The following is a 24,915-nucleotide window of genomic DNA, read 5'->3' as shown; positions in this document are numbered from 1 at the left end:
CTCATGCCAACTCCATGTTATATCAGCATCGAAGGTAAAACCCAGGGCAACCTCACCGCCGGTGCTTTCACTTCCGATTCCGTCGGCAACATCTTCGTGCAGGGCCACGAAGACGAGATGCTGGTACAAGAATTCCAGCACGTCGTGACCGTACCGACTGACCCGCAATCCGGTCAGCCGGCTGGTCAGCGTGTCCACAAGCCGTTCAAGTTCACCGTTGCGCTGAACAAGGCCGTACCGCTGATGTACAACTCGCTGGCCTCCGGCGAAATGTTGCCGAAAGTGACCCTGAAGTGGTACCGCACCTCCGTCGAGGGCAAGCAGGAGCACTTTTTCTCTACCGTGCTGACCGATGCCACCATCGTCGACATCGACTGCCAGATGCCGCACTGCCAGGATCCGGCGAAGTCTGACTTCACCCAACTGATCCAGGTCTCTCTGGCCTATCGCAAGATCAACTGGGAGCACACCGTTGCCGGTACTTCCGGTGCAGACGACTGGCGCGCGCCGATCGAGGCCTAACGCTCGATCTCTTATTGCCGTTATTCCTTGTAGTGCACCCTATGGCCTGACGATGGCAGTGTCAGCTGTCGTCAGGCCCGTGCAAGCTTTCTCCGACCTGTTCAGCTGGATGCGGTCGGAGCTTTTGTGTTTTGCCATATGGCTGCGAGGCGACCTTATTGCAAAGCACAACAGAGGCCAGTCGTCATGTGTTCCACCATTGCATCGTCCGGTGATGTGCTCATCGATCGCGATGGGCTTTTCCCATCTCTCGTGATTTCAGTCAGCTCTGAGTGTTCCCTCGGTGGCAAATTGGCGTCCCGGCAGGATGAGCCGCTGGCCCCCCACGACAAACCCAACAATCCACCCCATCCGCGCAGCATCTCGGGCGGGGTCGGCTGTGGGCTGCGTACTTCGCGGTGTGGTGGCAAGTCCATCGCCGTGACCGGTACCGCCGTCGGCTGTGGCGGCGTGGTGATTGGTTCAGGCAGCGGACAGGCAGGTTAAGGAGCGCTTCATGGCAGACAGCACAGGATTACAATTTACCGTCAAAGTGGGGGCCCTGCCCGAGAACACCTTCGTGGTGGCCGAGTTTGCGCTGGAGGAAGCGCTCAACCGCCCGTTCAACCTGCGCCTGGAGCTGGCGAGTGCCCAGCCCGACATCGACTTTGGTGCCGTGCTGGACCAGCCGTGCGAGCTGCTGGTGTGGTACAACGGTGAGCTGCAGCGCCGGGTGTGCGGGGTGGTCAGTAACTTCGCGCAGGGTGACAGCGGTTTTCGCCGCACCCGCTATCAGCTGCTGGTGCAGCCGGCGCTGTGGCGGCTCTCTTTGCGCCAGAACTCCCGCATCTTCCAGGCACAAAAGCCCGATGAAATCCTCTCCATCCTGCTGCAAGAACACGGCATCACCGACTATGCGTTTGCCCTGAAAAACGAGCACGCCAAGCGGGAGTACTGCGTCCAGTATCGCGAGACCGACCTCGATTTCGTGAACCGGCTCGCCGCCGAGGAGGGGATGTTCTACTTCCACGAGTTTGAAGCGGGCAAGCACCGCATCGTATTTGCCGATGACGCTGCCGCCCTGACCGCCGGCCCCGAGCTCTTCTTTAACCTTGGCAACCGTTCGCTGGAGCAGGGGCCCTACGTCCTTCAGTTCCACTACCGGGAGGCGGTGCGTCCGAGCGATGTGGAGCTCAAAGACTACAGCTTCAAGACCCCGGCTTATGGCCTCTCCCACAAAAAGCAGGGCAGTGAGCTCGAGCACCAGCGCGACACCTACCAGCACTTCGACTATCCGGGTCGCTACAAGCAGGACCCGAGCGGCAAGGCGTTTGTCCAACATCGACTGAATGCGCTGCGCAATGATGCAGTGGCGGGCCAGGCCAAGTCCAACTGCGCCGCCTTGCTGCCGGGCCAGACATTTTCACTCACTGAACACCCGAACGGTAGCTTCAACACTGACTGGCAAATTGTGCGCATCCAGCACACCGGCTTGCAGCCGCAGGCGCTGGAAGAGGAAGGCGGCAGCGGCCCCACCGTCTACCACAACGAATTCGGTGTGGTGAAAGCCAGCACCACCTGGCGGGTGAGCATCGGCAGCCCGGAAGCCCCTCACAAGCCCATGGTGGATGGCCCGCAAATCGCCATGGTGGTGGGCCCCGACGGTGAGGAGATTTACTGCGACGAACACGGCCGGGTGAAGCTGCAGTTCCCGTGGGACCGCTACGGCAGCTCCAACGACCAGAGCTCCTGCTGGGTGCGGGTCTCGCAAGGCTGGGCCGGCGGTCAGTACGGCATGATGGCCATCCCGCGCATCGGCCACGAGGTCATTGTCTCGTTCCTGGAAGGGGACCCCGACCAGCCCATCGTGACCGGTCGCACCTATCATGCCACCAACCGGCCGCCGTACGAGCTGCCGGCCAACAAGACCCGCACCGTGTTGCGCACCGAAACCCACCAAGGGGAGGGTTTCAACGAGCTGCGCTTTGAAGACCAGGCGGGGCAGGAAGAGATTTACATCCACGGTCAGAAAGACCTGAACGTGCTTATCGAGAACGATGCTGCTTGGCACATCAAGCACGACCAGCACACCGATATCGACAACGAGCGGGTGACCCGCATCAAGGCCAACGACCACCTGACGGTGGAGGGTGAGAAACGCGACCAGATAAAAGCCGACTACTCGCTGACGGTGGATGCCAGCCTGCATCAGAAGCTGGGACAGTCCCTGCTGGTGGAGGCGGGGAGTGAGTTGCACCACAAGGCGGGCATGAAAATCGTGATGGAGGCCGGTGCCGAGCTGACCCTCAAGGTGGGCGGCAGCTTTGTGAAGCTGGATGCCGGCGGCGTTACCCTCAGTGGCGGCTCCATCAAGATGAACTCCGGCGGCAGCCCGGGTTCTGGTTCTGGCTGGGGTGGCAAGGCCCCCATCCAGCCAGGCAATGTCGAGGTGCCAACACCACCACCAGCAACATTACCAGCCCCGGCCATTCACAAGAGCATGGAGTCCATGGCACCGTTGGTGAAGCCCTGCCCCTTTGCCCAGGGAGGTAAGGCATGACCTTTCAAGAGTGGCGTAGCCAACATCCCGGCCCACTGTTTGCTATCGTCGATGCTGCGCTCGATACCACCGCCGTGGCGGACTACTGCAACCAGGACGGTAGCAATGCCATCCCCTTGTTTGCCGGTACGGCGTTTGCGGACCAAGCCGAACAAGGCCCCTGGCTACTACCCGACCCTGCTCCCGAGTTTATGGCTGCTCACCCGCAACTGGGCGGCGTATATGTCGCGAGCGATGCCTCTGTCGACGTTGTCCAGCAGCACTGGCAAAGCCTGATAGAGGTAGCCTTCGAAGGGGAAGTGATGTGGCTGCGCTATGCCGATAATCGGGTCTTTCCCAAGATGCTGGGCACCATGAATCAGCAGGAACTCGATGATGTTCTGGGGCCCTGCTCAAGCCTGTGGGCCAACGACAGTGTCTGGCAGCGCACGCCGGATACCGAATTTACTCCCCGCCAAGCCCCCTGGTTTCGCATTCAGCCTCACCACCTGACGCCGCTCTATGACGAAAACCGTCACGCCTACATCCTCTCTCGCCACTTCTGGCAACGGATGGAGGAGATGATGGCGCGTCATCCCAATCCGGAAGCCGCCATTACCACCGTCCTCAAGCAGGCCAATCAAGCTGTGCTGACAGGCGACGTCCTGGATGGCGTGGTAGCTGGCGCTCTCACGCTACAGGCAAGCATGGCGCTGGATGCCATCAGAGCGCCGTTGATGCTGGCCGACGACGAAATGGCTCAGGTGAATAACTGGCTGAAAAAACACCCTGAATTGATAGGAGCCAGCTAATGGCGATTTCTCCCTACTGCATCCCCTGTGAGAAGAACAACTGCTGGATTGAGATAGACGTTCGAGATGAACAGAACCGCTCGTTCAAGGGGCAAAAAGCCACCTTGACCGATGCCAGTGGCACCAGCAAAACCGTGACCCTGAAAGATGGTCCAACCCTGGTACAAGGCTTTGCGGTGGGGCCGGTGACCGTCAAGCTGGAGACCCAACCCTGGCTTAAAGCAGCCCAATCCCGTGAAGCCCTCAAAAAGGGCGAGGCCAGTCAGGTTCCCGCCTACACCGAGAAGTTTTGGGGGCACTGTGACGTGAAGCGCGAGCATGTCAAAGTGACCACCGGCGACCTCTGCCTCACTGACCCAGAACAGCCGCTACCGGAAGGACACAAAGCCGGGCAGGCCCAGCCGCCGCGCTTTATCACCAAGCACTCCTACGTGATTGAGGTGAAGGGATATCAGCTCACCACCCTGCGCATCGGGGTGTTTTTTGATGGCACCTCCAACAACACCTTCAATCATGAAAAGGGGAAAAATGCACTGGAGGCGGCACTGGCCAAGTGCAGCCCGCAAGAGCAGGCGGCGTTACTGGAGCAATGCTTTGAGGGAACGCTGCCGGGTGGTCTCAATAACAGCGAGAAAAACGACGTCACCAATATTGGCAAGGCGCATGACCTCTATCTTCCACCAAGTAAGAGCTCTTTCTTTGTCAAGGTTTATGTTGAAGGTATCGGCACAGCCAAAGGGCAGGATGACACCAAGGCTGGGGCGGGGGCCGATAAGGGCGAGACCTCCAGCACCTCGCGGGTTGAACAGGCGTGCCGCACCCAGATCGTGGCAGAGATAAAAGAACAGCTTGAACGGATACTGCCCACCATCGAGTGCATTCATAAGGTCGAGTTCGATGTGTTTGGTTTTAGCCGGGGGGCCTCAGCCGCCCGCCAGTTTGTCAACCGCATCGACCAGAAGGGTGACCACCCACTGGTGGAGGCGATGGCCGGTTACACAGATATCCGCCTAAAAGCGGGCTTTGACTGGGCCAGTCGCGATGATGTGCGTATCCAGTTTGTCGGGCTGTTTGATACCGTGATCAGCTCCTATCTGTGGGGCAAACGCAGTGTGACGCTGGCCCCTGACTGCGCCGAGCGGGTGGTGCATATTATCGCCGCCGATGAGTGGCGCTATCACTTTGACTTGACCCGGATTAAAAATATGGCCAGCGAGCTGCCCGCCACCTTTACCGAGGTGATCATCCCCGGTGCTCACTCCGATATTGGCGGTGGTTATTACAGCCGTTGGAGTCTACGTGATCCCAACTACGCGTCCCCCGTCATCAACGAAACCAAGGTGATCGCCACCTTCAAGTCAACCGAATCGCGCTACAGCAAGGAAAGAGATTCACATGCGTATAGCCAGGCAACCGCCTATGCTAAAATGCGCGCAGCGCAGGGGTGGGCGAAGGGCGTTGAGCTGCTCTCCTCCTATAACAACACAACGGTATCGGGCTACCTCAATGTGCGCCCCCAACGACCAGGAACCGTGAGCAAAGATGCGTCAGAGCAAGAAGTGAAGGTCGATGTGGTGCTGCACCGGGTGGTGGAGGGGGAGTATTCACGCATTCCGCTCCATATGATGGTAGAAGCAGCACGGGATGCCGGTGTGCCGTTCGAGAAATGGGATCCGACAGATAGGGGGCTGAAGATGGACAGCGCCCTTTCACACCCCACCTTAAAGCTGGCTGTGCTCGATGCACGCTGGGTTGATGCAGCCAAACGGCGCGGCGAGGTGATTGATTTGACTCGCACCCTCTCGCCGCAGGAGTATCACGCACTGCGGCTCGGTTATTTGCACTACAGCGCAGATACCGGGATGGTCAATAAGCCCAATCGGGTTGGCGACCAAGAGGTACGCCGAGTCACAGACAATCAGAAGGGAGGTTATTAATGCGCAGGATATTGTTGTTGCTGCTGTTACCGTTTGTCAGCGCCTGCCAGGCCGCCCCCTCCGCGCCCCACGATCTCGATTGGCGACATATGGTGGGCTCTAATGCGGATCAGATCTGGGTGACGGAGGTGCACTTTTATCGTCAGGGCGAGCTGGTCGATGCCTCAACCAATGGCGCTGCCAGCCGAGTGGATAATGAATCGCTGCGTGAAAAAGATTATCGCTGGCTGATCACGGCTGGCCGCCGTGATATTCATCCCGCCCCTGACCGGGTTGAGGTGGAATGGGTGTCATATCACGACAAGAAACGCTATCGCATCAGCCTTGACTTACCCGCCGCGCAGTTGGAAAGGATGATAGCGCAGCGTTACCGGGTAAAAGTAGGCAAGGAGTGGCGCGAAGAGCGCCGCGATAATATTGGATTGGGTATGGCAACCGGGGGCTATGTCGAGGCGTTTTTGACCGACGTCAGAGTCACCCCCGATATTCTGCTGGCCCGAGGGATAGCAAAAGAGGTGACGGATGATCCCTATGATCAACGTTTTCCCCTTTCCAGCCAATTTGAGAATCGTTGGGCTGACTTTGATGCAAAGTACAACCAAACCTATCAACAATACCCAGTTCCCAGTGGTATGGCCTGGGCCCCGATCATGGACGCTTACCGTGCAGCGCAGCCCAAAACAGATACTGACCCGATCCAATGATGAGCTCCATGCGCAGTGTTCTCTTATTACTGCTGTTGCCGTTAGTCACCGCCTGCCAGGCCGCCCCCTCAGCCCCCCACGACTTGGATTGGGGGCATATGGTGGGCACCAATGCTGATCAGATCTGGGTGGCAGAGGTGCACTTTTATCGTCAGGGCGAGTTGGTGGATGCCTCAACCAATGGGGCTATCAGGTCAGTTAGCGACCAATCTCTCAAAGGGAAAGATTATCGCTGGAGCATAGGCAAGGGCCGCCGTGATATTCACCCAGCTCCCGATCGGGTTGAGGTGGAATGGGTGTCGTATCACGACAAGAAACGCTATAGCATCAGCCTTGACTTACCCGCCGCGCAGTTGGAAAGGATGATAGCGCAGCGTTACCGGGTAAAAGTAGGAAAGGAGTGGCGCGAAGAGCGCCGCGATAATATTGGGTTGGGCATGGCAACCGGGGGCTATGTCGAGGCGTTTTTGAGAGACCCTCGTGTTACCCCCGATATCTTGCTAGCCCGAGGGATCGCAAAAGAGGTGACGGATGATCCCTATGCTCAACGTTTTCCCCTTTCCAGCCAATTTGAGAATCGTTGGGCTGACTTTGATGCAAAGTACAACCAAACCTATCAACAATACCCAGTTCCCAGTGGTCTGGCTTGGGCTCCCATCATGGATGCCTATCGTGCCGCGCAACCCAAGACGGATACCGACCCAGTAAGGTAATACCATGGATCTCTCCCATCTAGAGCAGGATGTACCAACACAGAGATGAAATATATCGTCGCATTGTTGGGGTTCTGTCTGTCATTGATGACCTGTGCGGCCCCCCAATCTCTGCTTAAATTTGCTTGGGATTATGGTACAGGCAGCAATATAGATCTTACTAAGAACACCAAGACAGAGTTCTATCTTGGAGGGAAGCAAGTTTATGCCGACCGTTTGGCTGGTGGCGGAGCTGGAGGTCTACTTGCCGATCGAATCAAGGCGCAACGTTACTATTGGGCGGGCGGTAGTGGTCTGCCTACCGACGGTGTTCCCATCCCCGATAAAGCGGTGATTGAGATGGTTTCCTTCCATGATCGCAAGCGCTACCGCATAAAGGTGGACTTACCTGCCAATCTGGAGCAGCAGATGCGTCAAGTCTACTCTGTTGAGGGTCGTTATGACCGGCGTAGCTGGCTCTATTTGGGCCTAGCGCCAGGCGGCTATTTTGAGGTGTTACTTAAGGGAGATAGGCTAAATGTTAAGCCAGATATTCTGCTTGCTCGTGGTATTGCCGAAGTAGTGATCGATGATTGGTATGACCAGAGAGTACCGATAGCGCGCCAATATGATATGGATGATTTCGACAAGAAATATGGCGCGTTATTTAAGCAATACCCAGTTCCTAGCGGGATGGATTGGGCTCCCATCATGGATGCCTACCGTGCTACCCAACCCGTCACCGATGTGAATCCTGTGTCTGAATAGCCACTCGTTTCATCTCAACCGGCGATAAAGGTGGGCTGAATTATTAAGTAGACCAATATTTGTACGCTATGTAATGCGGCACCAATGCCCCCATCAGTTTATGCCGATGGGGGTTTTTGTGTGTCTTTCAATGATGGCTGGGGATCAGCCCAATCAGATGTTGCAGGCTTTTCTGGCGGGGATGGCGGCGGGTGGCGAGGCTGATGCGGGTGGTGAGCGGCTCGGTGGCGATGGGGTGATAGCTGACGCCGTGGGGGTGCAGCTCGCTCACCGAGCGCGGGATGATGGCTACCCCGAAGCCGGCCTGCACCATGCCGACGGTGGAGATCACCTGCGGGCTCTGGCTGCCGAGACGGGGGCTGAAGCCGGCCCGCTGGCAGCGCTGGGTGATGGCGTCATGCAGCCCGGGCCCGAGCTCGCGGGGGAACAGGATGAAGGGATCCTGCGCCAGCGCCTCGATAGGAATGGCACCACTGCCGGCCAGCGGATGGTGCGGGGGCAGGGCAATCAGCATCTCCTCCTCGTCTATCAGGTGGTGGGCCAGCGCCGAGCTACTGCTGCAGGGCAGACGCAGAATGGCGGCATCCAGCTCTTCGCTCACCAGGTCGCGCACCAGATTGGGCATGCTGTTCTCGATGGGGTGTAGGCTGACCTCCGGCCAGGCCTGGCGAAAGTCGTGGATGAGTTGCAACACGCTCGGGTGCAGCACGGTGGAGCCGGCAAAGCCGAGGCGCAGCGAGCCCAGCTGGCCACGAGCGATACGCCTGGCCTTCTGCATGGCCTGCTCGGTCTGCGCCAGTATCCCCTTGGCATCCTGATAGAGGCTCAGCCCCGCCTCGGTCAGCTCCACACTGCGGGTCAGCCGGTGAAACAGCGGCGTGCCCACCTCCTGTTCGAATTTGCGGATCTGCTGGCTGAGCGGCGGCTGGGCCATGCCCAGCGCCTCGGCGGCGCGGGTAAAGCTCTGTTTGTCTGCCACGGCCACTAGGTAGCGCAGGTAACGGAATTCCATATCTGGTACGTCTCGAAGCTGATGGGTTTGGATATTGGTATCAAACTGTGATCTTGGTCACTATTGAATCCTGATTTGCCAACCTAACAGGATTGGAGGTGAAATCCAAATGGAAACCAATTCATCATGTGACTGCGCCATCGAAATCAGCCAGCAGTTTGCCCGCTGGCAGGCTCGCCAGGGCGGCGGCGAGGTCTACCAGAGCTCCCTGATTAGTGCCCTGCTGGCGGGGGTTTACGAGGGGGAGACCACCATGGCGGACCTGCTGCGCCACGGTGACTTTGGCCTCGGGACCTTCAATCGACTCGACGGCGAGCTGATTGCATTCGAGCGCCAGATCCACCAGCTCAAGGCTGACGGCTCGGCCCGCCCGGCCAAGGCCGAGCAGAAGACCCCGTTTGCGGTGATGACCCACTTTCGCCCCTGCCTGCAGCGTCGCTTCGATCATCCCCTGAGCCGCGAGGAGATCCACCAGTGGGTGGATAGGTTGGTGGGCACCGACAACGTCTTCGTCGCCTTTCGGCTCGACGGTCTGTTCGAACAGGCGCAGGTGCGCACCGTCCCCTGTCAGAGTCCTCCCTACAAACCCATGCTGGAGGCCATCGAGGCCCAGCCGCTGTTCTCGTTCAGCCAGCGGCGCGGCACCCTGGTCGGCTTTCGTTGCCCGCCCTTCGTGCAGGGGATCAACGTGGCCGGTTATCACGAGCACTTCATCACCGAGGATCGCCGGGGGGGCGGCCACATCCTCGACTACGCCATGGGCTACGGCCAGCTGCAGCTGTCGGTGGTGCAACACCTCAATATCGAGCTGCCTCGCAATCCGGCCTTTCAACAGGCTGACCTCAATCCCGCCGATCTGGACCGCGCCATCCGCGCCGCCGAAGGCTGAGCCCTTCGCTTAACAAGGAGTGACATCATGGAAAATCAACACTGGGCCTGTGGGGCCGAACTGGTGGTGCACCATCTGGAGGCACAAGGGGTCAAGCAGGTATTCGGCATTCCCGGGGCCAAGATCGACAGGGTATTCGATGCGCTGGAGGACTCCCCCATCGAGACCATAGTGGTGCGTCACGAGGCTAATGCCGCCTTTATGGCTGCCGCCGTCGGCCGGCTGACCGGCAAGGCCGGGGTGGCGCTGGTGACCTCGGGGCCGGGTTGTGCCAATCTCATCACCGGTCTTGCCACCGCCACCTCGGAAGGGGATGCCATGGTGGCGCTGGGCGGTGCCGTGCGGCGAGCTGACGGCCTCAAGCTGACCCACCAGAGCCTGGATACTGTCAGTCTGTGCCGGCCGGTCACCAAGTTCAGTGCCCAGGTGGGCACCGGCTCCGCCCTCTCCGAGGTGATGGCCAACGCCTTTCGCAGCGCCGAGCTGGGGCGGCCCGGGGCGGCCTTCGTCAGCCTGCCGATGGACATCATCAACGAGCCGACCGACGGCGCCATTCTGGTGCCGAGCGCCATCCCGGAGCCGGGAGCGGCCGACGAGCGCGGCATCGATCGGGCGCTGAGCCTGCTGGCGCAGGCTCGCAAACCGGTGGTGCTGCTCGGCCTGCTGGCCAGCCGGCCGGAGAACTCCCTCGCGGTGCGCGCCTTCCTCGACAAGAGCCGGTTGCCGGTGACCGGCACCAATCAGGCGGCCGGGGTGGTGGATACCCACCATTTCGATGACTTCGCCGGACGGGTGGGGCTGTTCAACAACCAGCCGGGGGACAAGCTGCTGCAGGATGCGGATCTGGTGATCTGCATCGGCTACAGCCCCATCGAATACGATCCCGTGTTGTGGAACGGCACCGGTGAGCGCAAGCTGCTGCACATCGATGCGCTGCCGGCGGAGATCGACAGCAGCTACTGCCCGGCGGTAGAGCTGGTGGGCTCCATCAGCGCCAACCTGGCGCGGCTGACCCGGATGCTGCACCAGCCGCTGGCGCGGGATCCGGCCATTACCGCGCTGCTCGGCGAGATCCGCGACCAGCGCCATCAGCTCGCCGAACATGCCGGCCGGCTGGGAGGCACCCCCATCCATCCGCTGCGCATCGTCAAGGAGCTGCAGGACATCATCGGGCAGGACATGACCCTGTGTGTGGACATGGGCAGCTTCCACATCTGGATTGCCCGCTACCTCTACAGCTTCCGGGCCCGCCAGGTGCTCATCTCCAACGGCCAGCAGACCATGGGGGTAGCGCTGCCCTGGGCCATCGGGGCCGCCATGGTGCGCCCGGGGGAGAAGATCATCTCGGTGTCTGGCGATGGCAGCTTCATGCAGTCGAGTATGGAGCTGGAGACCGCGGTGCGGCTCAAGTCCAACATAGTGCACATCATCTGGGTTGATAACGGCTACAACATGGTGGCGATGCAGGAGGAGAAAAAGTACAGCCGCAGCTCAGGGGTGAGTTTCGGCCCCATCAACTTCAAGGCCTATGCCGAATCGTTCGGGGCGGCCGGGTTTGCCGTCACCTGTGCCGAGGATCTGCGGGCGACCCTGCGCGCCGCCATGGCGGTGAGCGGGCCGGCGGTGGTGGCCATCCCGGTGGATTACAGCGACAACCACCTGCTGATGGAGCAGCTCAGGCCCGAAATGCTCAGTTGAGCCGGATCTGAGGGAGGCTGCGAAGCGGCCCGACCAACGCAGAGCGCCCCTTGCCAATCGGCAAGGGGCGCTCCGTCATTGCGAGAGGGCAATTTACTCAGGGCATGAACGAGGGGGGCAACACCATGGGGCCGGCCACCGCACAGGCAGCCTCGTCACCGCGCAGCACCCGCACTAGCTCGAGGGCGAACTCGATGGCGGTGCCCGGCCCCTGGCTGGTGACAAGGTGATGAGCCTGATCGGTCACTACCCGCGCGTTACTGAGCTGCGCCGCAGGGAGGCGGGCCTGAAAGCCGGGATGGCAGGTGGCGCTGGCATCCCCCAGCAGATCGTGATGCAGCAGCACCACGGCGGGGGCGGCGCAGATGGCTGCCCGCCAGCGCTGCGCTGCCGCCTGCGCCTTGAGCAGGGCGATGGCGCGCGGCGTATCGCGGATAACCTCGCTGCCGGGCAGGCCACCTGGCACCACAATGGCCTCGAACTCTTGATCCACCAGCTCGTCGAGGTGGCAATCCGCCACCAGCTGTACGCCGCGGGAGGCGCGGATCTGGCGCTGCCCGGCGGGGCAGCAGGAGGCCAGCACCACCTCGATGGCCCCGCGCACCAGGGTATCGACGATGGCGACCGTCTCGATCTCTTCTGACCCGGGGGCCACCAGTACCAGTACGCTCATCCGTTGCTCCTTGCGTTGGCCAGCCCGCCGGGCTCACTGCTTCTCTTTGATGGCCTGATAGAGACCTTGATTGACCGGCACCGCGATGCCGTGGCAAGCGGCCCGGGCCAGCAGGAAGCCGGTGATGGCCTCAATCTCGGTCTCGCGCCCCTGCTCCATGTCCTGATACATGGAAGAGTAATTGTCGGCGGTGAGCTCCACCACCGTCATGACCCGGCGCAGCAGCTCGTCGCTGCCGGTGGGTTGGCCTTCGGCCTGCATCACGTCGGCCACTTCCACGCAGATCTGCTGCAGGGCATCGGCAAAGCGCGGACCGGCCAGCTCGCCATTCTTGAGCTTGTAGAGTGCGGTGAGCGGGTTGATGGCGCAGTTGACCGCCAGCTTCTGCCACTGGCGCGCCTGGATCTGCTCATCCCAGCCGGCCTGGCCGAGGGCCGCCGCCAGATCGTCAGCCAGGGCGGCGTGGGCTCTGGCCGCCTCGTTGACCGGGCCGAGCCAGGTTTCGCCCTTGCCGGTGTGGCGGAACACGAAGTGGCCGCTCTGCATGGCTCCATGGCTGGTGACGCCGGCGATGATCGGATTGTGCGGGAACAGGGTGACTACCTGCTCGGCGATCCCCATGCCGTTGTGCAGCAGCACGATGGGCACGTCGGTCGCCAGCTGGCCCACCAGCGGAGTCAGTGCCTCGATGACCTGGCCAGCCTTGGTCATCACCAGCAGCCGTTTGACTTGGCCGGGCTGGCTGATGAAACCGCGCTCGATGTTGATGAGCTGGGTGTGGCCTTCCAGCGAGGTGAAGTCGATGCCGGGGTGCAGGGTGGAGCGGTGGCGCTCGCGCAGCAAGACGCGAGTGGCCTGGCCGCTTTGAGTCAACAGGGAGGCGAACACGCCGCCCAGGGCGCCGCAGCCCAGCAGTGTCCATTGGGGGGAGGAGGTGTGTCGACTTTGTGTCAGGTTGTAATCGCGTGATCCGCTTGGCATGGAGAGACTCAATCAAGGTAGGGGCTGCATTCCAGTCAACCGCCTGCCGGGGATAAGTGAAGATGTCGCCTGGCGGACACCAGAAACGAGTTCATCATCTTGCTGCGAGGTCGTGATCAAGGTTTGTATGAGACTTGCTTATAGGCAACCGGCAGCTGATGTATTCATGTACACGCCGGTTCCTGCGCTGCACTTTACCTTCTGGACGACCTATCGCGGCAGATCCTGAACAGGTTCTAACGGGTCTCGCCATTCCTGTGCGCAGGGGATTCTAGCAGAGCAGCCCCATCGAAATCAGCAAATTTGCCGTAATTCTGGTAGATTTGCCCCCTTATAGCGCAACATGAGGAGCCCACTATGCCGTCATTCGATATTGTCTCTGAAGTCAAAATGAACGAGGTGTTGAACGCCGTCGACAACGCCAATCGTGAACTGGCGACCCGTTTCGATTTTCGTGGTGTCGAAGCCAGCTTCGAATTGAACAAGGAAGAGGTCAAGCTGGAGGCCGATGCCGATTTCCAGCTCAAGCAGATGGTCGAGATCCTGCGCGCTGCCCTGCTCAAGCGCAACATCGAGAACAGCTCCATGGACGTGGGTGACAGCGTTCACTCCGGCAAGCGCTTCCACCTGACCGTGAAGTTCAAGCAGGGGATCGACAAAGAGATCGCCAAGAAGCTGGTGAAGCTGATCAAGGATTCCAAGATCAAGGTACAGGCCGCCATTCAGGGTGACGAAGTGCGCGTCACCGGCAAGAAGCGTGATGATCTGCAGGAAACCATGGCCCTGGTGCGCGGCGCCGAGCTGGGTCAGCCGATGCAGTTCCAGAATTTCCGCGACTGATGATGGCCGGGGGAGGGCGTGGCTCTCCCCTGTTGCCGGCAGCAAGCCATAAAAAAACCGGAGCAGCTGCTCCGGTTTTTTGTATCCCTGATACCCGTTCGATTAGAACTTGTAGGTAACGGAGAAGTAGTGGCTGAAGCCAGAGCTCTTCCACGGGGTACCGTCGTAGGCAGTGGAGCCATCTTTGGTGCCGTAGGCATCCATGAAGTACTTCAGGCCGTAACCGACGGCGTAGCGATCGGAGTGCCAGTAGATACCGTGGAAGGTAGCCAGGTTGTCGCTGGTACGGTCAGCACGGTTGTGGGTGTCCAGATCGAAGGCGTAGTCCAGGTAGCCCTGGTAGGAGACGAAGCTGCCGTTGCTGAAGGTGTAGAAAGGCTTGAACCAGTTCATGGCGAACCAGTAACCATTCCACTCACCCTCTTCTTCGGTGAAGAACTGGTTTTCGGTGGCGTGACGAGCATACAGGTTCATGCCCACTTTGCCGAACCAAGGCACTTGTACATCAGCACCCAGACCGATCATGTTCTCCATCTGGTTGTCGCCGATGTTGTTCAGGGAGGCGATGTAGACCTCTTGCACCGGACCAAAGGAGAGATCTTTACCAGTCAGCGCATCCAGAGACATACGCGGCGCAAACTTCATGAACAGGTTCTGACCCTTGTGCTTGTCGCTGTGACGGGAGTCGAAGATATCGAAGACGTCGACGTAACCGTACAGGTCAAACAGGCCGGAGCGACCACCGAATTCCATTTCGAAGTAGGTGTCGTTGTAATCTTCAGCACCAGTGGTGAAAGGACGTTGGTCGATGGTGTGCATGACGTTGAACTGCATCCACTTGTAGTCATTCTTGTGGATGTCACCGCTGTAGTCAGCAGCGAAGGCCGGGGTAGCGGCGGCAGCCAGCAGACCGGCAGCGATCAGAGTCTTGGTAAATTTGGCCATTTTATTGGTCTCTTGTGCGTTAGTTGAGGTTTTCCGTAGCCTGCCCACAAGGAGCGGAAGGGATTCTAGCCAAATAAATTCATCGGAGAAACCAGCATCGGGGAACTTTATTCGGAAGTGTGAATCTAATCACCCCCAATTTTACGCAAACGCTTGCTATTTATCCGATTCCGATAGCAAGTGTCTTCCTCGTTTGGCAACCAGCACGATCAGGATCAGCACCGGAATTCCGAGCAGGCTGGTGCTGATGAAGAAGCTGCTGTAGCCGAACTGTTCGACGAAACGACCGGAAAAACCCGCCAGCAGCTTGGGCAGCAGCAGCATGACCGAGCTGAACAGGGCGTACTGGGTGGCGGAGAAGGCCACGTTGGTCAGGCTCGACAGATAGGTCACGAAGGCGGCCGTGGCAATACCGGCGCTGAGGTTGTCCAGCGAGATGATCAGGGTCAGCAGCTCCAGGTTGTGGCCCACCTCGTTGAGCAGGGCGAACAGCAGGTTGGTGCTGGCGGTGAGCAGGGCGCCGAGGAACAGAATGCGCAGGGTGCCAAAGCGCATCACCAGCACACCACCCAATGCGGCTCCCACCAGGGTCATGATGACCCCGTACACCTTGGTGATGGTGGCCACCTCGGTCTTGCTGAACTGCATGTCCACGTAGAAGCTGTTGGACATCACCCCCATCACCACGTCCGAGATGCGATAACAGGCGATGAGCCCGAGGATCAGCAGGGCCGAGCCGCCGTAGCGGCGGAAGAAGTCGGCAAACGGACACCAGATGGCTTCGTGGCTCCAGGCGCCGAGCCCGGCCAGCGAAACGGGCCAGCCACGGGCGAGCAACAAGGCCTTGTGGGCCGCCTGCTGCTCATTCTGGCTGGCAAGGTCGATCACCGGTTCGTGACAGCAGAGGGTGGTGATGACGCCGAGGGACATCAATCCCGCCATCAGCAGATAGGTGAGTCGCCAGCCGTTGTAGTCATAACCGCTGTTGCTGCCGAGCCAGGCGGCCAGCGCCAGTGCGCCGGCGCCGGCCATGATCATCGCCAGCCGGTAACCGGTCATGTAGGAGGCCGCCATGGCCGCCTGCAGCCGCTCGGGGGCCGACTCGATGCGATAGGCGTCGATGACGATGTCCTGGGTGGCGGAGGCAAACGCCACCAGCAGGGCGAACAGGGCCAGCTGGGCGAGCTGGGTCTTGGGATCGCAGAAGGCCATGCCCACCAGCGAGGCGGCGATCAGAAGCTGGGAGAACAGCATCCAGCTGCGGCGCCGGCCCAGCCAGCGAGAGAGCAGCGGGAGCGGCAGCCGATCCACCAGCGGTGACCACAGCCACTTGAAGCCGTAGGCCAGCGCCACCCAGCTCATGTAGCCGATGTCGGTCAGGCTGACATCCGCTTCGCGCAGCCAGAACGACAGGGTGCCGAACACCAGCAGCAGCGGCAGGCCGGAAGAGAATCCCATGGCAAACAGGATGAGAACCCGAGTCTCAAGGTAGACGGCGAGTGAGTCTCGCCAGCTCGGTGTACGGACAGTGTTCAAATACCTGACTCCTCTGGGAAAATTGCGCCATTTTGTCAGGTTCGAGAAGGATAGCCAAGGCAAGCCGGGGGTGGCGTTGTGCGATTCAGGGGCGCAGACCGATGCAGTGGCGCGGCAGCGGCCCGTCCGTGGTCAGGTAATTGGCGCACTCCATCAGCTGCAGGCGCAGCCAGACGTCGGCGATGATCTGCTGTTCATCCCATTGATGCAGGCTGTGCAGCAGGTGCCAGAATACCCCCTCCTGCTCGGAGGCGGGGGCCTTGTCTGCGGGAACCTGGGGCAGATCCTGCCAGCGGGACAACAGCTGCCAGCTCAGATCTTCGAGCTGTTGATAGGGGATCTCTCGTGCCAGAAAGTGACGAACCGTCTGGGCCAGCGGGATGGCGTGCTGGGCGATGTAATCATTGCAGGTCACCGGAACCTCCTTCTCCTCTATGTGGGCCTAGTCCCGAACATCGGGGCAAGGCCAGAGTATAGAAAGGGGCGCCGGCGACCCAGCGCGCGGGGTGGCGGAATGTGATCCGCTCCGCGTTATTTGTCTGCCAGCAGCACCACTTTCTTCAGGATGATGGGGCTGGTGGGAACGTCATTGGCACGCAGGATCGGGCTGTAACCGGTCTGCACCTGGGCCAGCTTGTCCAGCACCTCCATGCCCTGCACCACCTGGCCAAACACGGTATAACCGGCGCCGGCATTGGCGTTGAGGTTGTTGTTGTCGACCAGGTTGAAGTAGAACTGGCGAGTGGCACTGTCGACCGCCTGGGTGCGGGCCATGGCGATGCTGCCGCGCTTGTTGGGCAGGCCGCCCTTGGACTCGTTGACCACGGGATCGAAGGTCGGCAGTTGTTGGAACTGCTGGTTGTAGCCGCCCCCCTGCACCACGAAGTCCTGGATCACCCGGTGGAAGATGCTGCCGTCATAGCTGCCATCCGCCACGTAGCGCAGGAAGTTTTTCACCGTCTGCGGCGCCTGTTTGGACGCCAGTTCCACCACGATATTGCCGTGGTTGGTCTCCATCCTGACCTTGGGGCCGGCGAACGCCAGCGGGGCGATCAGCATGGCCAGTAACCAGAGTTTTTTCATCTATCCGCTCCTCGCTCAGCTCGGCTGACCCTTGAGATAACCGCGCAGGGCATTGTCCGCCATGATCTGTTGCAGCAGGCTGCCCAGCTGCTGGTTCAGGATGGATTCCAGCTCGGCCATGCTCGGCTCACCCGGGCCTTCCTTGCTGGAGGACATGTTGAACTGCTTGGTCAACTTGCTGCCTTGGAAATCGGCGATCACCTGCAGGCTAACGCGGGACTTGGTGACATAGGTGAAGGTCTTCTCTTCCACCGTGACCGCGGCACTGGAGATGGCGAGGGTCAGGTTGGTAGTTCCGCTGTTGCCCACTTCCAGCCCCTGGCTGCGCAACCCTTCCGCCAGCTTTTCGGCCAGCAGGTTGTTGAGCGGCTGTTCGCTGTTGACCAGCACGGCAGCCTTCTCTTTCTTCTTGATGGAGAAGACGTAGGCGGCTTCACGCTTGTCCACCCCTTCCAGGGTGATGCGATTGCCGGAGTAGTACTGCTGATTGGAAGGGATCACCTGCGGGTTGAGCAGGGCGGTCTCCGGCCAGTGAGTCGCACAACCACCCAGCATCAGGGCGGCCAGCAGCAAGAGTGACTTTTTCATCATGGGTTTCCTTTAGCTTTCTGTTTAGCGTTTGATGGCTTTCAAAATAACGAATTTGCTGTTCGACGCAACGACTTGTGCGTTGGCAAACAGGCGCTTGAGCTTGTTGTGATAATCCAGGTGACGGTTGCCTACTATCCAGAGTTCGCCGCCCTTGGGCAACACCCGATGGGCATCGCTGAACATCTGCCAGGCGATATGATCGGTGATCGCCTGCAACTGGTGGAACGGCGGGTTGCAGAGGATCCGGTCGACCGAGCCGACCGCCACGCCGTCGAGACAGTTGTTGACCAAGAAGTGGGCACGGGGCAGGGCAGCCGGCAGATTGTGTTCGACGTTGAGCCGGGCCGAGGCGACCGCCATGTGGGACTCGTCGATGAAGGTCACCTCCACCTCGGCGTCCCGCGCCAGCAGGGAGAGCCCCAGCACGCCGTTGCCGCAACCCAGATCGATCACCTTGCGGGCGCTGTGGATGGGCAGGTTGTCCAGCATGAAGCGGGCGCCGATGTCCAGGCTGGTGCGTGAAAACACGTTGGCGTGGTTGTGGATGAGCATGTCGGTGCCCTCCAGCTGCCAGACCGTGGGAAAGGGATTGGCCAGCGCAGGCCGTTCGGCAGGCGTAGCCGCCGGGGTGCAGTGAATCAGGCGGGCCTTCTTCCAAGCCAGCGAGGTGCGGGTCGGCCCCAGGTATTTTTCAAACAGCGCCAGAGTGGAGCTGTGAATGTCTTTGGCCTTGCCGGCGGCGATGACGCGGGTAGCGGGGGTGGCCACCTGGCGCAGGGCCAGCAGTTGCTGCTCCAGCAGTGCCTGATACTTGGAGACCTTGATCACCACCAGCGCGGGGGCATCGGGCAGGGGGGTAAGTGCATCCTGCAGGTGGATGGCATGGGGATCCAGGCCGTTCTCGGCCAGATTGGCCAGGGTGGCCCGCTCGCTGATATGAGAGTCGGTCACGCTGACGGGAGCATGGCCGTGCAGATAGGCAGCCAGCGCGCCGAAGCCGTCATTCATGATGATGACCGGGCCGTCGCGCTCGAGAGGATCTTCGGCCAGGGTGTTGATCAGGTACTCGTCTGCGGCGTCCCAGGCCTGCAACGGATCCTGGAGCTGGCGTGGATAGCGATACAGGGTCAGGCGACAATGGGCCGTGTCGAGAAGGGTTTGCATAGGCGAAGTGTCCAGCTGATTCATGTAACGGGCGCCGACGGGGCGCAAAGTGGCGCTATTCTAGCGGGGGCGGAGAATTTCACCAGTCCCGGCCGCTGCGGCAGAACGGGAAAAGCGTGCCATTTTCCCGTTCTGGGTGATTTCGTCATACGGCTAACCCTGGCTACAATGGCCGGACATCCACTTTGGGAGTTTTGCTCGTGACCATGCAACAACAGATCGAGGCCAAGCTGGCCGCCGCCTTGTCCCCCAGCCATCTGGAAGTGATCAACGAAAGCTACATGCACCGGGTGGCGCCGGGCTCCGAGAGCCACTTCAAGGTGGTGGTGGTGAGCCAGGCGTTCGAGGGGCAGCGGCTGCTGGGTCGTCATCGTCAGGTCAACGGAGTGCTGGCCGAAGAGTTAGCAGGGGCCATTCATGCATTGGCGCTGCATACCTATACCGAGCAGGAGTGGCAACAGCGGGAGCAGGCACCGACCACCCCCAGCTGCGTCAGCAAAAACGGCCTCTCCTAAGGCTATTGACGAATTGATTACTCAATCTGCGACCAGTTAACAATTCATAAACGTTTTTCGGTGGCGTCCCGGGCTGTGGAACGGGACGTCAACCTCCCGTCCTGACATCAAGATTTCTAATCTTTTTTTGAACATAAAATTCATTACCCATTTTTAGGTAATAATGGCTAACTCGAAGTCGTGCCTGAGGTTTCGTGAAAAAAAACCGCATGATTAAATTTCGATGATTTTGTGATAGAGCGGGGATTTTCCCCATTTTGCATGGCAGGCAACTCGCCATAAGTGGTAAACTCAGGCGCTTTTGAATGACTCTGTATGTTGCTGATTTGTTTGTTTCTTCGACATCATCCCGCAACATCAACGGGCTCATTCAACAACTCGTCGTGATGTATTTCTCGGCGCTAACCAACCTGTCTTCCCTTAACGGTAGTGCAAGTGAGTATGATTACAATTAAAAGAGGACTGGACATCCCCGTGCTGGGTGCTCCGGAGCAAGTAATCTACGATGGCCCGGCCATCACCCGTGTTGCTACACTCGGCGAAGAGTTCGTGGGGATGCGTCCTACTATGTTTGTCAAAGTAGGTGATCGCGTCATTAAAGGTCAGGAGCTCTTCGAAGATAAGAAGAATCCCGGCGTTAAATTCACGGCCCCCGCCACCGGTGTGGTTTCAGAGATCAACCGGGGTGCCAAGCGCATTCTGCAATCCGTTGTCATCGATATCGATGGGTCCGACGAGCAGGTGACCTTCGAGCACTTTGCTTCTGCCGAGCTGGCCAAGCTCGAGCGCAGCAAGGTGCAGGAGATCCTGGTCGCATCCGGCCAATGGACCGCGTTGCGTACCCGCCCGTTCAGCAAGGTGCCGGCCGTGGGTTCCACCCCTCGCGCCATCTTCGTCACCGCCATGGACACCAACCCGCTGGCTGCCAGTGCGGAGCTGATCATCAAGGAACAGGCCCAGGCCTTCCTCGACGGTCTGGCCGTGCTGACTCGTCTGACCGATGGCGCCGTCTACGTCTGCAAGGGCGAGGCGAGCCTGCCGCACGCTTCCCTGGCGCAAGTCAAGGAAGAGGTGTTCGTCGGCCCGCACCCTGCCGGTCTGCCCGGTACCCACATCCACTTCCTGGACCCGGTCGGTGCCAAGAAGGTGCAGTGGCACATCAACTATCAAGATGTGATCGCCTACGGCAAGCTGTTCACCACCGGTCAGATCTTTACCGACAAGGTGATCGCGCTGGCCGGCCCGAACGTGGTCAAACCGCGTCTGCTGCGCACCCGCATGGGCGCCTGCATCAGCCAGCTGACCAACAACGAGCTGCGTGCGGACGAGAATCGCATCATCTCCGGTTCCCTGCTGAGCGGTGCCAAGGCCGAAGGGGTACATGACTACCTGGGTCGCTACCACAATCAGGTCAGCGTACTGGGTGAAGGTCGCGAGAAAGAGTTCCTGGGTTGGGTCAATCCCAGCGCCAGCAAGTTCTCCATCACCCGTACCACCCTCTCTCACCTGATGAAGGGCAAACTCATCAACTTCACTACCACCACCAATGGTAGTGACCGCTCCATGGTGCCTATCGGCAACTATGAGCGGGTGATGCCGCTCGACATCCTGCCGACCCTGCTGCTGCGGGATCTGGTCTCCGGCGACACCGACAATGCGCAAGCACTCGGCTGTCTGGAACTGGATGAGGAAGATCTGGCGCTCTGTACCTTCGTCTGCCCCGGCAAGACCGAGTACGGCCCAGTCTTGCGTGAGTGCCTGACCAAGATCGAACTGGAAGGTTAAGCGATGAGTTTCAAGCAACTTCTTGAAAATATGGAACATCACTTCGAGCCGGGTGGCAAGTACGCCAAGTACTATGCCCTGTTCGAAGCGGCGTACACCCTGTTTTATACCCCGGGTTCCGTGACCCGAAATGCTGCCCACGTCCGTGATGCAATCGATCTGAAGCGCATGATGATCATGGTGTGGCTGGCCGTGTTCCCGGCCATGTTCTGGGGCATGTACAACGTCGGCAACCAATCCATCGCCGCCATCGCCCATCTGGGCACGGCTGCCGGTGCCGACACCTGGCAATACACCATCGCCACCCTGCTGGGTGCTTCGCTGGATCCGGCCGTCGCCGGCATCGGCAGCAAGATGCTGATCGGTGCTGCCCACTTCCTGCCCATCTACCTGACCGTGTTCCTGGTCGGTGGTTTCTGGGAAGTGCTGTTTGCCATGGTGCGCAAGCACGAGATCAACGAAGGCTTCTTCGTGACCTCCATCCTGTTCGCGCTGATCGTGCCGCCCGAGCTGCCCCTGTGGCAAGCTGCCCTGGGTATCACCTTCGGTGTGGTGCTGGCCAAGGAAGTGTTCGGTGGTACCGGCAAGAACTTCCTGAACCCGGCGCTGGCGGGTCGTGCATTCCTGTTCTTCGCCTATCCGGGCCAGATCTCCGGTGATGCAGTCTGGGTTGCCGTCGATGGCTACTCGGGTGCTACCGCACTGAGCCAGTGGGCCCAGGGCGGTCAGATGGCGCTGATCAACGGTGCTACCGGCCAGACCATCAGCTGGATGGACGCCTTCCTTGGCAACCTGCCCGGTTCCATCGGTGAAGTCTCCACCCTGATGATCCTCATCGGTGCAGCCATGATCGTCTACATGCGGATCGCCTCCTGGCGCATCATCGCCGGTGTGATGATCGGTATGGTAGCAACCTCTCTGCTGTTCAACGTCATCGGTTCCGATACCAACCCCATGTTCAACATGCCGTGGCACTGGCATCTGGTGCTGGGCGGCTTCGCCTTTGGTATGGCCTTCATGGCGACCGATCCGGTCTCCGCTGCCTTCACCAACAAGGGCAAGTGGTGGTATGGCGCCCTGATCGGGGTGATGGTGGTGCTGATCCGGGTGGTGAACCCCGCCTTCCCGGAAGGCATGATGCTGGCCATTCTGTTTGCCAACCTGTTTGCCCCCTTGTTTGACCATTTCGTGGCGCAGGCGAACATCAAGCGGAGGATCGCTCGTGGCGTTTAATAAAGACTCTACTGTCGGCACCCTCACCATAGTGACCGGTCTGTGCCTGGTCTGCTCCATCGTGGTCTCCGTGGCCGCCGTGGGACTACGTCCTGCCCAGCTGGAAAACCGGGCGCTGGACAAGCAAAGCAACATTCTGTCCGTCGCCGGTGTCGACATCAGCAGCGTGGCCAAGCGCGATCTGGCCCAGCTGTACGGTGACAAGATTGAAGCGCGTCTGGTTGATTTGACTACCGGTGAGTTCGTTGACGGCGATGCCGACAACTTCGATACCAAGCTGGCGGCAAAAGACCCGGCCAAGAGCATTCGTCTGGCCCCGGCAGACGACAAGGCCGGCCTGCGTCAAATCTCCAAACTGATCCCGGTGTTCTTCGCGAAAGATGCCGAGGGCAAGGTCGACAACATCATCCTGCCGATCTACGGCCAGGGTCTGTGGTCCACCATGTACGCCTTCGTGGCGGTCGCGGCCGATGGCCAGACCATCAAGGGCATCACCTACTACGACCACGGTGAAACCCCGGGTCTGGGCGGCGAGATTGAAAACCCGGCCTGGCGCGAGCTGTTTGTCGGCAAGAAGCTGTTCGATCAGGATGGCATGCCGGCACTGCGGGTGATCAAGGGTCATGCTCCGGCTGGTTCCGAGCATGAGATCGACGGCCTGTCCGGCGCGACCCTGACCGGTAACGGCGTACAGCATACCTTCGACTTCTGGATGGGTCCCAAGGGCTTCGGTCCTTTCCTGGCCAAGGTTCGTGCAGGAGAAATCAACAATGGCTGACAAGAGCGAAATGAAAAAGTTGCTGTTGACGCCTGTGCTCGGCAACAACCCCATCGCACTGCAGGTGCTGGGGGTCTGTTCCGCGCTGGCCGTTACCAGCCAGATGAAGACGGCGTTCGTGATGACGCTGGCCGTTACCGCGGTCACCGCCTTCTCCAACCTGTTCATCTCCCTGATCCGCAACCAGATCCCGAACAGCGTGCGGATCATCGCCCAGATGGCGGTGATTGCCTCGCTGGTTATCGTGGTTGACCAGGTGCTCAAGGCGTATGCCTACGACATCTCCAAGCAGCTGTCGGTGTTCGTCGGCCTCATCATCACCAACTGTATCGTGATGGGTCGTGCCGAAGCCTACGCCATGAAGAGTGCCCCGCTGCCCTCCTTCCTGGACGGTATCGGCAACGGTCTGGGTTATGGTGCCGTGCTGCTGACCGTGGCCACCGTGCGCGAGATCCTGGGCTCCGGTACCTGGTTTGGCATCGAACTGCTGCCGCTGGTGAACAATGGCGGCTGGTATGTGCCCAACGGCCTGCTGCTGCTGCCGCCGAGTGCGTTCTTCATCATTGGTCTGATCATCTGGGGCGTACGCACCAAGGATCCCAAGCAGGTGGAGGCGAAGGATTAAGGTATGGAACACTATATCAGTCTGTTGATTCGCTCGATCTTCATCGAGAACCTGGCACTCTCCTTCTTCCTGGGGATGTGTACCTTCCTGGCGGTGTCCAAGAAGGTCAAGACCGCCATGGGCCTGGGGATCGCCGTTATCGTGGTTCAGACCGTGGCCGTCCCGGCCAACAACCTGATCTACAACTACGTCCTCAAGGATGGCGCCCTGGTTTCCGGCCTGGATCTCAGCTTCCTGAGCTTCATCACCTTCATCGGGGTGATCGCGGCACTGGTGCAGATCCTGGAGATGGCGCTGGACAAGTACTTCCCGGCTCTCTATAACGCGCTCGGTATCTTCCTGCCGCTCATCACCGTGAACTGCGCCATCTTCGGTGGCGTCTCCTTCATGGTGCAGCGTGACTACAACTTCGTTGAGTCCGTGGTCTATGGCGTGGGTTCGGGTGCCGGCTGGATGCTTGCCATCGTCGCGATGGCGGGGATCCGCGAGAAGATGAAGTATTCCGATGTTCCGGAAGGCCTGCGCGGCCTCGGCATCACCTTCATCACCGCGGGTCTGATGGCGCTGGGCTTCATGTCCTTCTCTGGTATTTCCCTGTAATCGGAAAGGAAATA

Annotated in this window: 26 protein-coding genes; 17 read left to right on the top strand and 9 right to left on the bottom strand. The window is 59.9% G+C overall.

Going from position 1 to position 24,915, the window contains the following annotated elements; genetic code table 11:
- Positions 1–3 precede the first annotated feature (3 nt).
- From hcp1 to PG900_RS08645, 8 genes are all read left to right on the top strand, one after another.
- On the top strand, positions 4–522 hold the full coding sequence (hcp1, locus tag PG900_RS08680; RefSeq protein WP_270802719.1) for a type VI secretion system effector Hcp1: 519 nt from the start codon (positions 4–6) through the stop codon (positions 520–522).
- A 186-nt stretch (positions 523–708) separates the two neighbouring features.
- Complete coding sequence (locus PG900_RS08675; protein ID WP_270802721.1) at positions 709–1,008, top strand: hypothetical protein; 300 nt, start codon at positions 709–711, stop codon at positions 1,006–1,008.
- A gap of 10 nt (positions 1,009–1,018) precedes the next feature.
- On the top strand, positions 1,019–3,061 hold the full coding sequence (locus tag PG900_RS08670) for a type VI secretion system Vgr family protein (RefSeq protein WP_270831269.1): 2,043 nt from the start codon (positions 1,019–1,021) through the stop codon (positions 3,059–3,061).
- Entirely contained in the window at positions 3,058–3,852 is a 795-nt protein-coding gene (locus PG900_RS08665; RefSeq protein WP_270799553.1) for a DUF4123 domain-containing protein, read from the top strand. The genes PG900_RS08670 and PG900_RS08665 overlap by 4 nt, the downstream gene beginning before the upstream one ends.
- Positions 3,852–5,789: a T6SS phospholipase effector Tle1-like catalytic domain-containing protein gene (locus PG900_RS08660; protein WP_270799551.1), complete on the top strand. Its 1,938-nt coding sequence runs from the start codon at positions 3,852–3,854 to the stop codon at positions 5,787–5,789. Before PG900_RS08665 ends, PG900_RS08660 begins: the two co-directional genes overlap by 1 nt.
- Positions 5,789–6,493, top strand: coding sequence for a DUF2931 family protein (locus PG900_RS08655; protein WP_270799549.1), 705 nt, complete (start codon positions 5,789–5,791; stop codon positions 6,491–6,493). The genes PG900_RS08660 and PG900_RS08655 overlap by 1 nt, the downstream gene beginning before the upstream one ends.
- A gap of 8 nt (positions 6,494–6,501) precedes the next feature.
- On the top strand, positions 6,502–7,206 hold the full coding sequence (locus tag PG900_RS08650) for a DUF2931 family protein (protein ID WP_270799547.1): 705 nt from the start codon (positions 6,502–6,504) through the stop codon (positions 7,204–7,206).
- A gap of 45 nt (positions 7,207–7,251) precedes the next feature.
- A complete protein-coding gene (locus PG900_RS08645; RefSeq protein WP_270799545.1) occupies positions 7,252–7,953 on the top strand; it encodes a DUF2931 family protein in 702 nt (233 codons plus the stop codon).
- Positions 7,954–8,080: 127 nt separating this feature from the next.
- Here the strand turns inward: PG900_RS08645 and PG900_RS08640 are convergent, their stop codons facing one another.
- On the bottom strand, positions 8,081–8,965 hold the full coding sequence (locus PG900_RS08640) for a LysR family transcriptional regulator (protein WP_187268114.1): 885 nt from the start codon (positions 8,963–8,965) through the stop codon (positions 8,081–8,083).
- Positions 8,966–9,074: 109 nt separating this feature from the next.
- Between PG900_RS08640 and budA the strand changes: the two genes are divergently transcribed.
- On the top strand, positions 9,075–9,854 hold the full coding sequence (budA, locus tag PG900_RS08635; protein ID WP_270831268.1) for an acetolactate decarboxylase: 780 nt from the start codon (positions 9,075–9,077) through the stop codon (positions 9,852–9,854).
- Between the two features lie 27 nt (positions 9,855–9,881).
- On the top strand, positions 9,882–11,552 hold the full coding sequence (gene alsS, locus PG900_RS08630; protein WP_270831267.1) for an acetolactate synthase AlsS: 1,671 nt from the start codon (positions 9,882–9,884) through the stop codon (positions 11,550–11,552).
- Positions 11,553–11,649: 97 nt separating this feature from the next.
- Here the strand turns inward: alsS and PG900_RS08625 are convergent, their stop codons facing one another.
- Together PG900_RS08625 and PG900_RS08620 are read right to left on the bottom strand one after the other, a co-directional pair.
- Positions 11,650–12,225 carry a DJ-1 family glyoxalase III gene (locus PG900_RS08625; RefSeq protein WP_270831266.1) on the bottom strand — a complete coding sequence of 192 codons (576 nt, stop codon included), beginning with the start codon at positions 12,223–12,225 and terminating at the stop codon, positions 11,650–11,652.
- Positions 12,226–12,258: 33 nt separating this feature from the next.
- Complete coding sequence (locus PG900_RS08620) at positions 12,259–13,206, bottom strand: ketopantoate reductase family protein (RefSeq protein WP_024945712.1); 948 nt, start codon at positions 13,204–13,206, stop codon at positions 12,259–12,261.
- Positions 13,207–13,563: 357 nt separating this feature from the next.
- On the opposite strand from PG900_RS08620, the gene PG900_RS08615 reads away from it, so the two are divergent.
- Entirely contained in the window at positions 13,564–14,046 is a 483-nt protein-coding gene (locus PG900_RS08615) for a YajQ family cyclic di-GMP-binding protein (RefSeq protein ID WP_016349839.1), read from the top strand.
- Between the two features lie 102 nt (positions 14,047–14,148).
- Here the strand turns inward: PG900_RS08615 and PG900_RS08610 are convergent, their stop codons facing one another.
- The 6 genes from PG900_RS08610 to PG900_RS08585 form a co-directional block, all read right to left on the bottom strand.
- Complete coding sequence (locus tag PG900_RS08610) at positions 14,149–14,991, bottom strand: nucleoside-specific channel-forming Tsx family protein (RefSeq protein ID WP_011705056.1); 843 nt, start codon at positions 14,989–14,991, stop codon at positions 14,149–14,151.
- Positions 14,992–15,147: 156 nt separating this feature from the next.
- A complete protein-coding gene (locus PG900_RS08605) occupies positions 15,148–16,527 on the bottom strand; it encodes an AmpG family muropeptide MFS transporter (RefSeq protein WP_073349185.1) in 1,380 nt (459 codons plus the stop codon).
- 85 nt (positions 16,528–16,612) lie between these two features.
- Positions 16,613–16,942 carry a hypothetical protein gene (locus PG900_RS08600; RefSeq protein WP_073349187.1) on the bottom strand — a complete coding sequence of 110 codons (330 nt, stop codon included), beginning with the start codon at positions 16,940–16,942 and terminating at the stop codon, positions 16,613–16,615.
- Between the two features lie 116 nt (positions 16,943–17,058).
- Positions 17,059–17,610 carry a peptidylprolyl isomerase gene (locus PG900_RS08595; protein ID WP_005303575.1) on the bottom strand — a complete coding sequence of 184 codons (552 nt, stop codon included), beginning with the start codon at positions 17,608–17,610 and terminating at the stop codon, positions 17,059–17,061.
- A gap of 15 nt (positions 17,611–17,625) precedes the next feature.
- Positions 17,626–18,198 (bottom strand): YajG family lipoprotein, encoded by a 573-nt coding sequence (locus PG900_RS08590; RefSeq protein WP_011705058.1) that lies wholly within the window; start codon positions 18,196–18,198, stop codon positions 17,626–17,628.
- 24 nt (positions 18,199–18,222) lie between these two features.
- Complete coding sequence (locus tag PG900_RS08585) at positions 18,223–19,365, bottom strand: methyltransferase (protein WP_073349189.1); 1,143 nt, start codon at positions 19,363–19,365, stop codon at positions 18,223–18,225.
- 206 nt (positions 19,366–19,571) lie between these two features.
- Between PG900_RS08585 and PG900_RS08580 the strand changes: the two genes are divergently transcribed.
- From PG900_RS08580 to nqrE, 6 genes are all read left to right on the top strand, one after another.
- The gene (locus PG900_RS08580; protein WP_011705060.1) at positions 19,572–19,880 is read left to right on the top strand and encodes a BolA family protein; all 309 of its coding nucleotides are present in this window, start codon (positions 19,572–19,574) and stop codon (positions 19,878–19,880) included.
- 441 nt (positions 19,881–20,321) lie between these two features.
- Positions 20,322–21,665, top strand: a complete 1,344-nt coding sequence (locus PG900_RS08575) for a Na(+)-translocating NADH-quinone reductase subunit A (RefSeq protein WP_268014475.1) — start codon at positions 20,322–20,324, stop codon at positions 21,663–21,665.
- A 3-nt stretch (positions 21,666–21,668) separates the two neighbouring features.
- Positions 21,669–22,898: an NADH:ubiquinone reductase (Na(+)-transporting) subunit B gene (locus tag PG900_RS08570; RefSeq protein ID WP_011705062.1), complete on the top strand. Its 1,230-nt coding sequence runs from the start codon at positions 21,669–21,671 to the stop codon at positions 22,896–22,898.
- Positions 22,888–23,676, top strand: a complete 789-nt coding sequence (locus PG900_RS08565; RefSeq protein WP_011705063.1) for a Na(+)-translocating NADH-quinone reductase subunit C — start codon at positions 22,888–22,890, stop codon at positions 23,674–23,676. Before PG900_RS08570 ends, PG900_RS08565 begins: the two co-directional genes overlap by 11 nt.
- Positions 23,669–24,301, top strand: coding sequence for an NADH:ubiquinone reductase (Na(+)-transporting) subunit D (locus tag PG900_RS08560; RefSeq protein WP_005303545.1), 633 nt, complete (start codon positions 23,669–23,671; stop codon positions 24,299–24,301). The genes PG900_RS08565 and PG900_RS08560 overlap by 8 nt, the downstream gene beginning before the upstream one ends.
- 3 nt (positions 24,302–24,304) lie before the next feature.
- Positions 24,305–24,901, top strand: coding sequence for an NADH:ubiquinone reductase (Na(+)-transporting) subunit E (gene nqrE / locus PG900_RS08555; protein ID WP_005303538.1), 597 nt, complete (start codon positions 24,305–24,307; stop codon positions 24,899–24,901).
- Positions 24,902–24,915 lie beyond the last annotated feature (14 nt).

Origin of the sequence: Aeromonas sp. QDB03 (genome assembly GCF_027707985.1) — a bacterium.
Taxonomy (GTDB): Bacteria; Pseudomonadota; Gammaproteobacteria; order Enterobacterales; family Aeromonadaceae; genus Aeromonas; species Aeromonas hydrophila.
The sequence above is the reverse complement of the archived record's forward strand: the minus strand, read 5'-3'. Positions and strand labels throughout refer to the sequence as shown.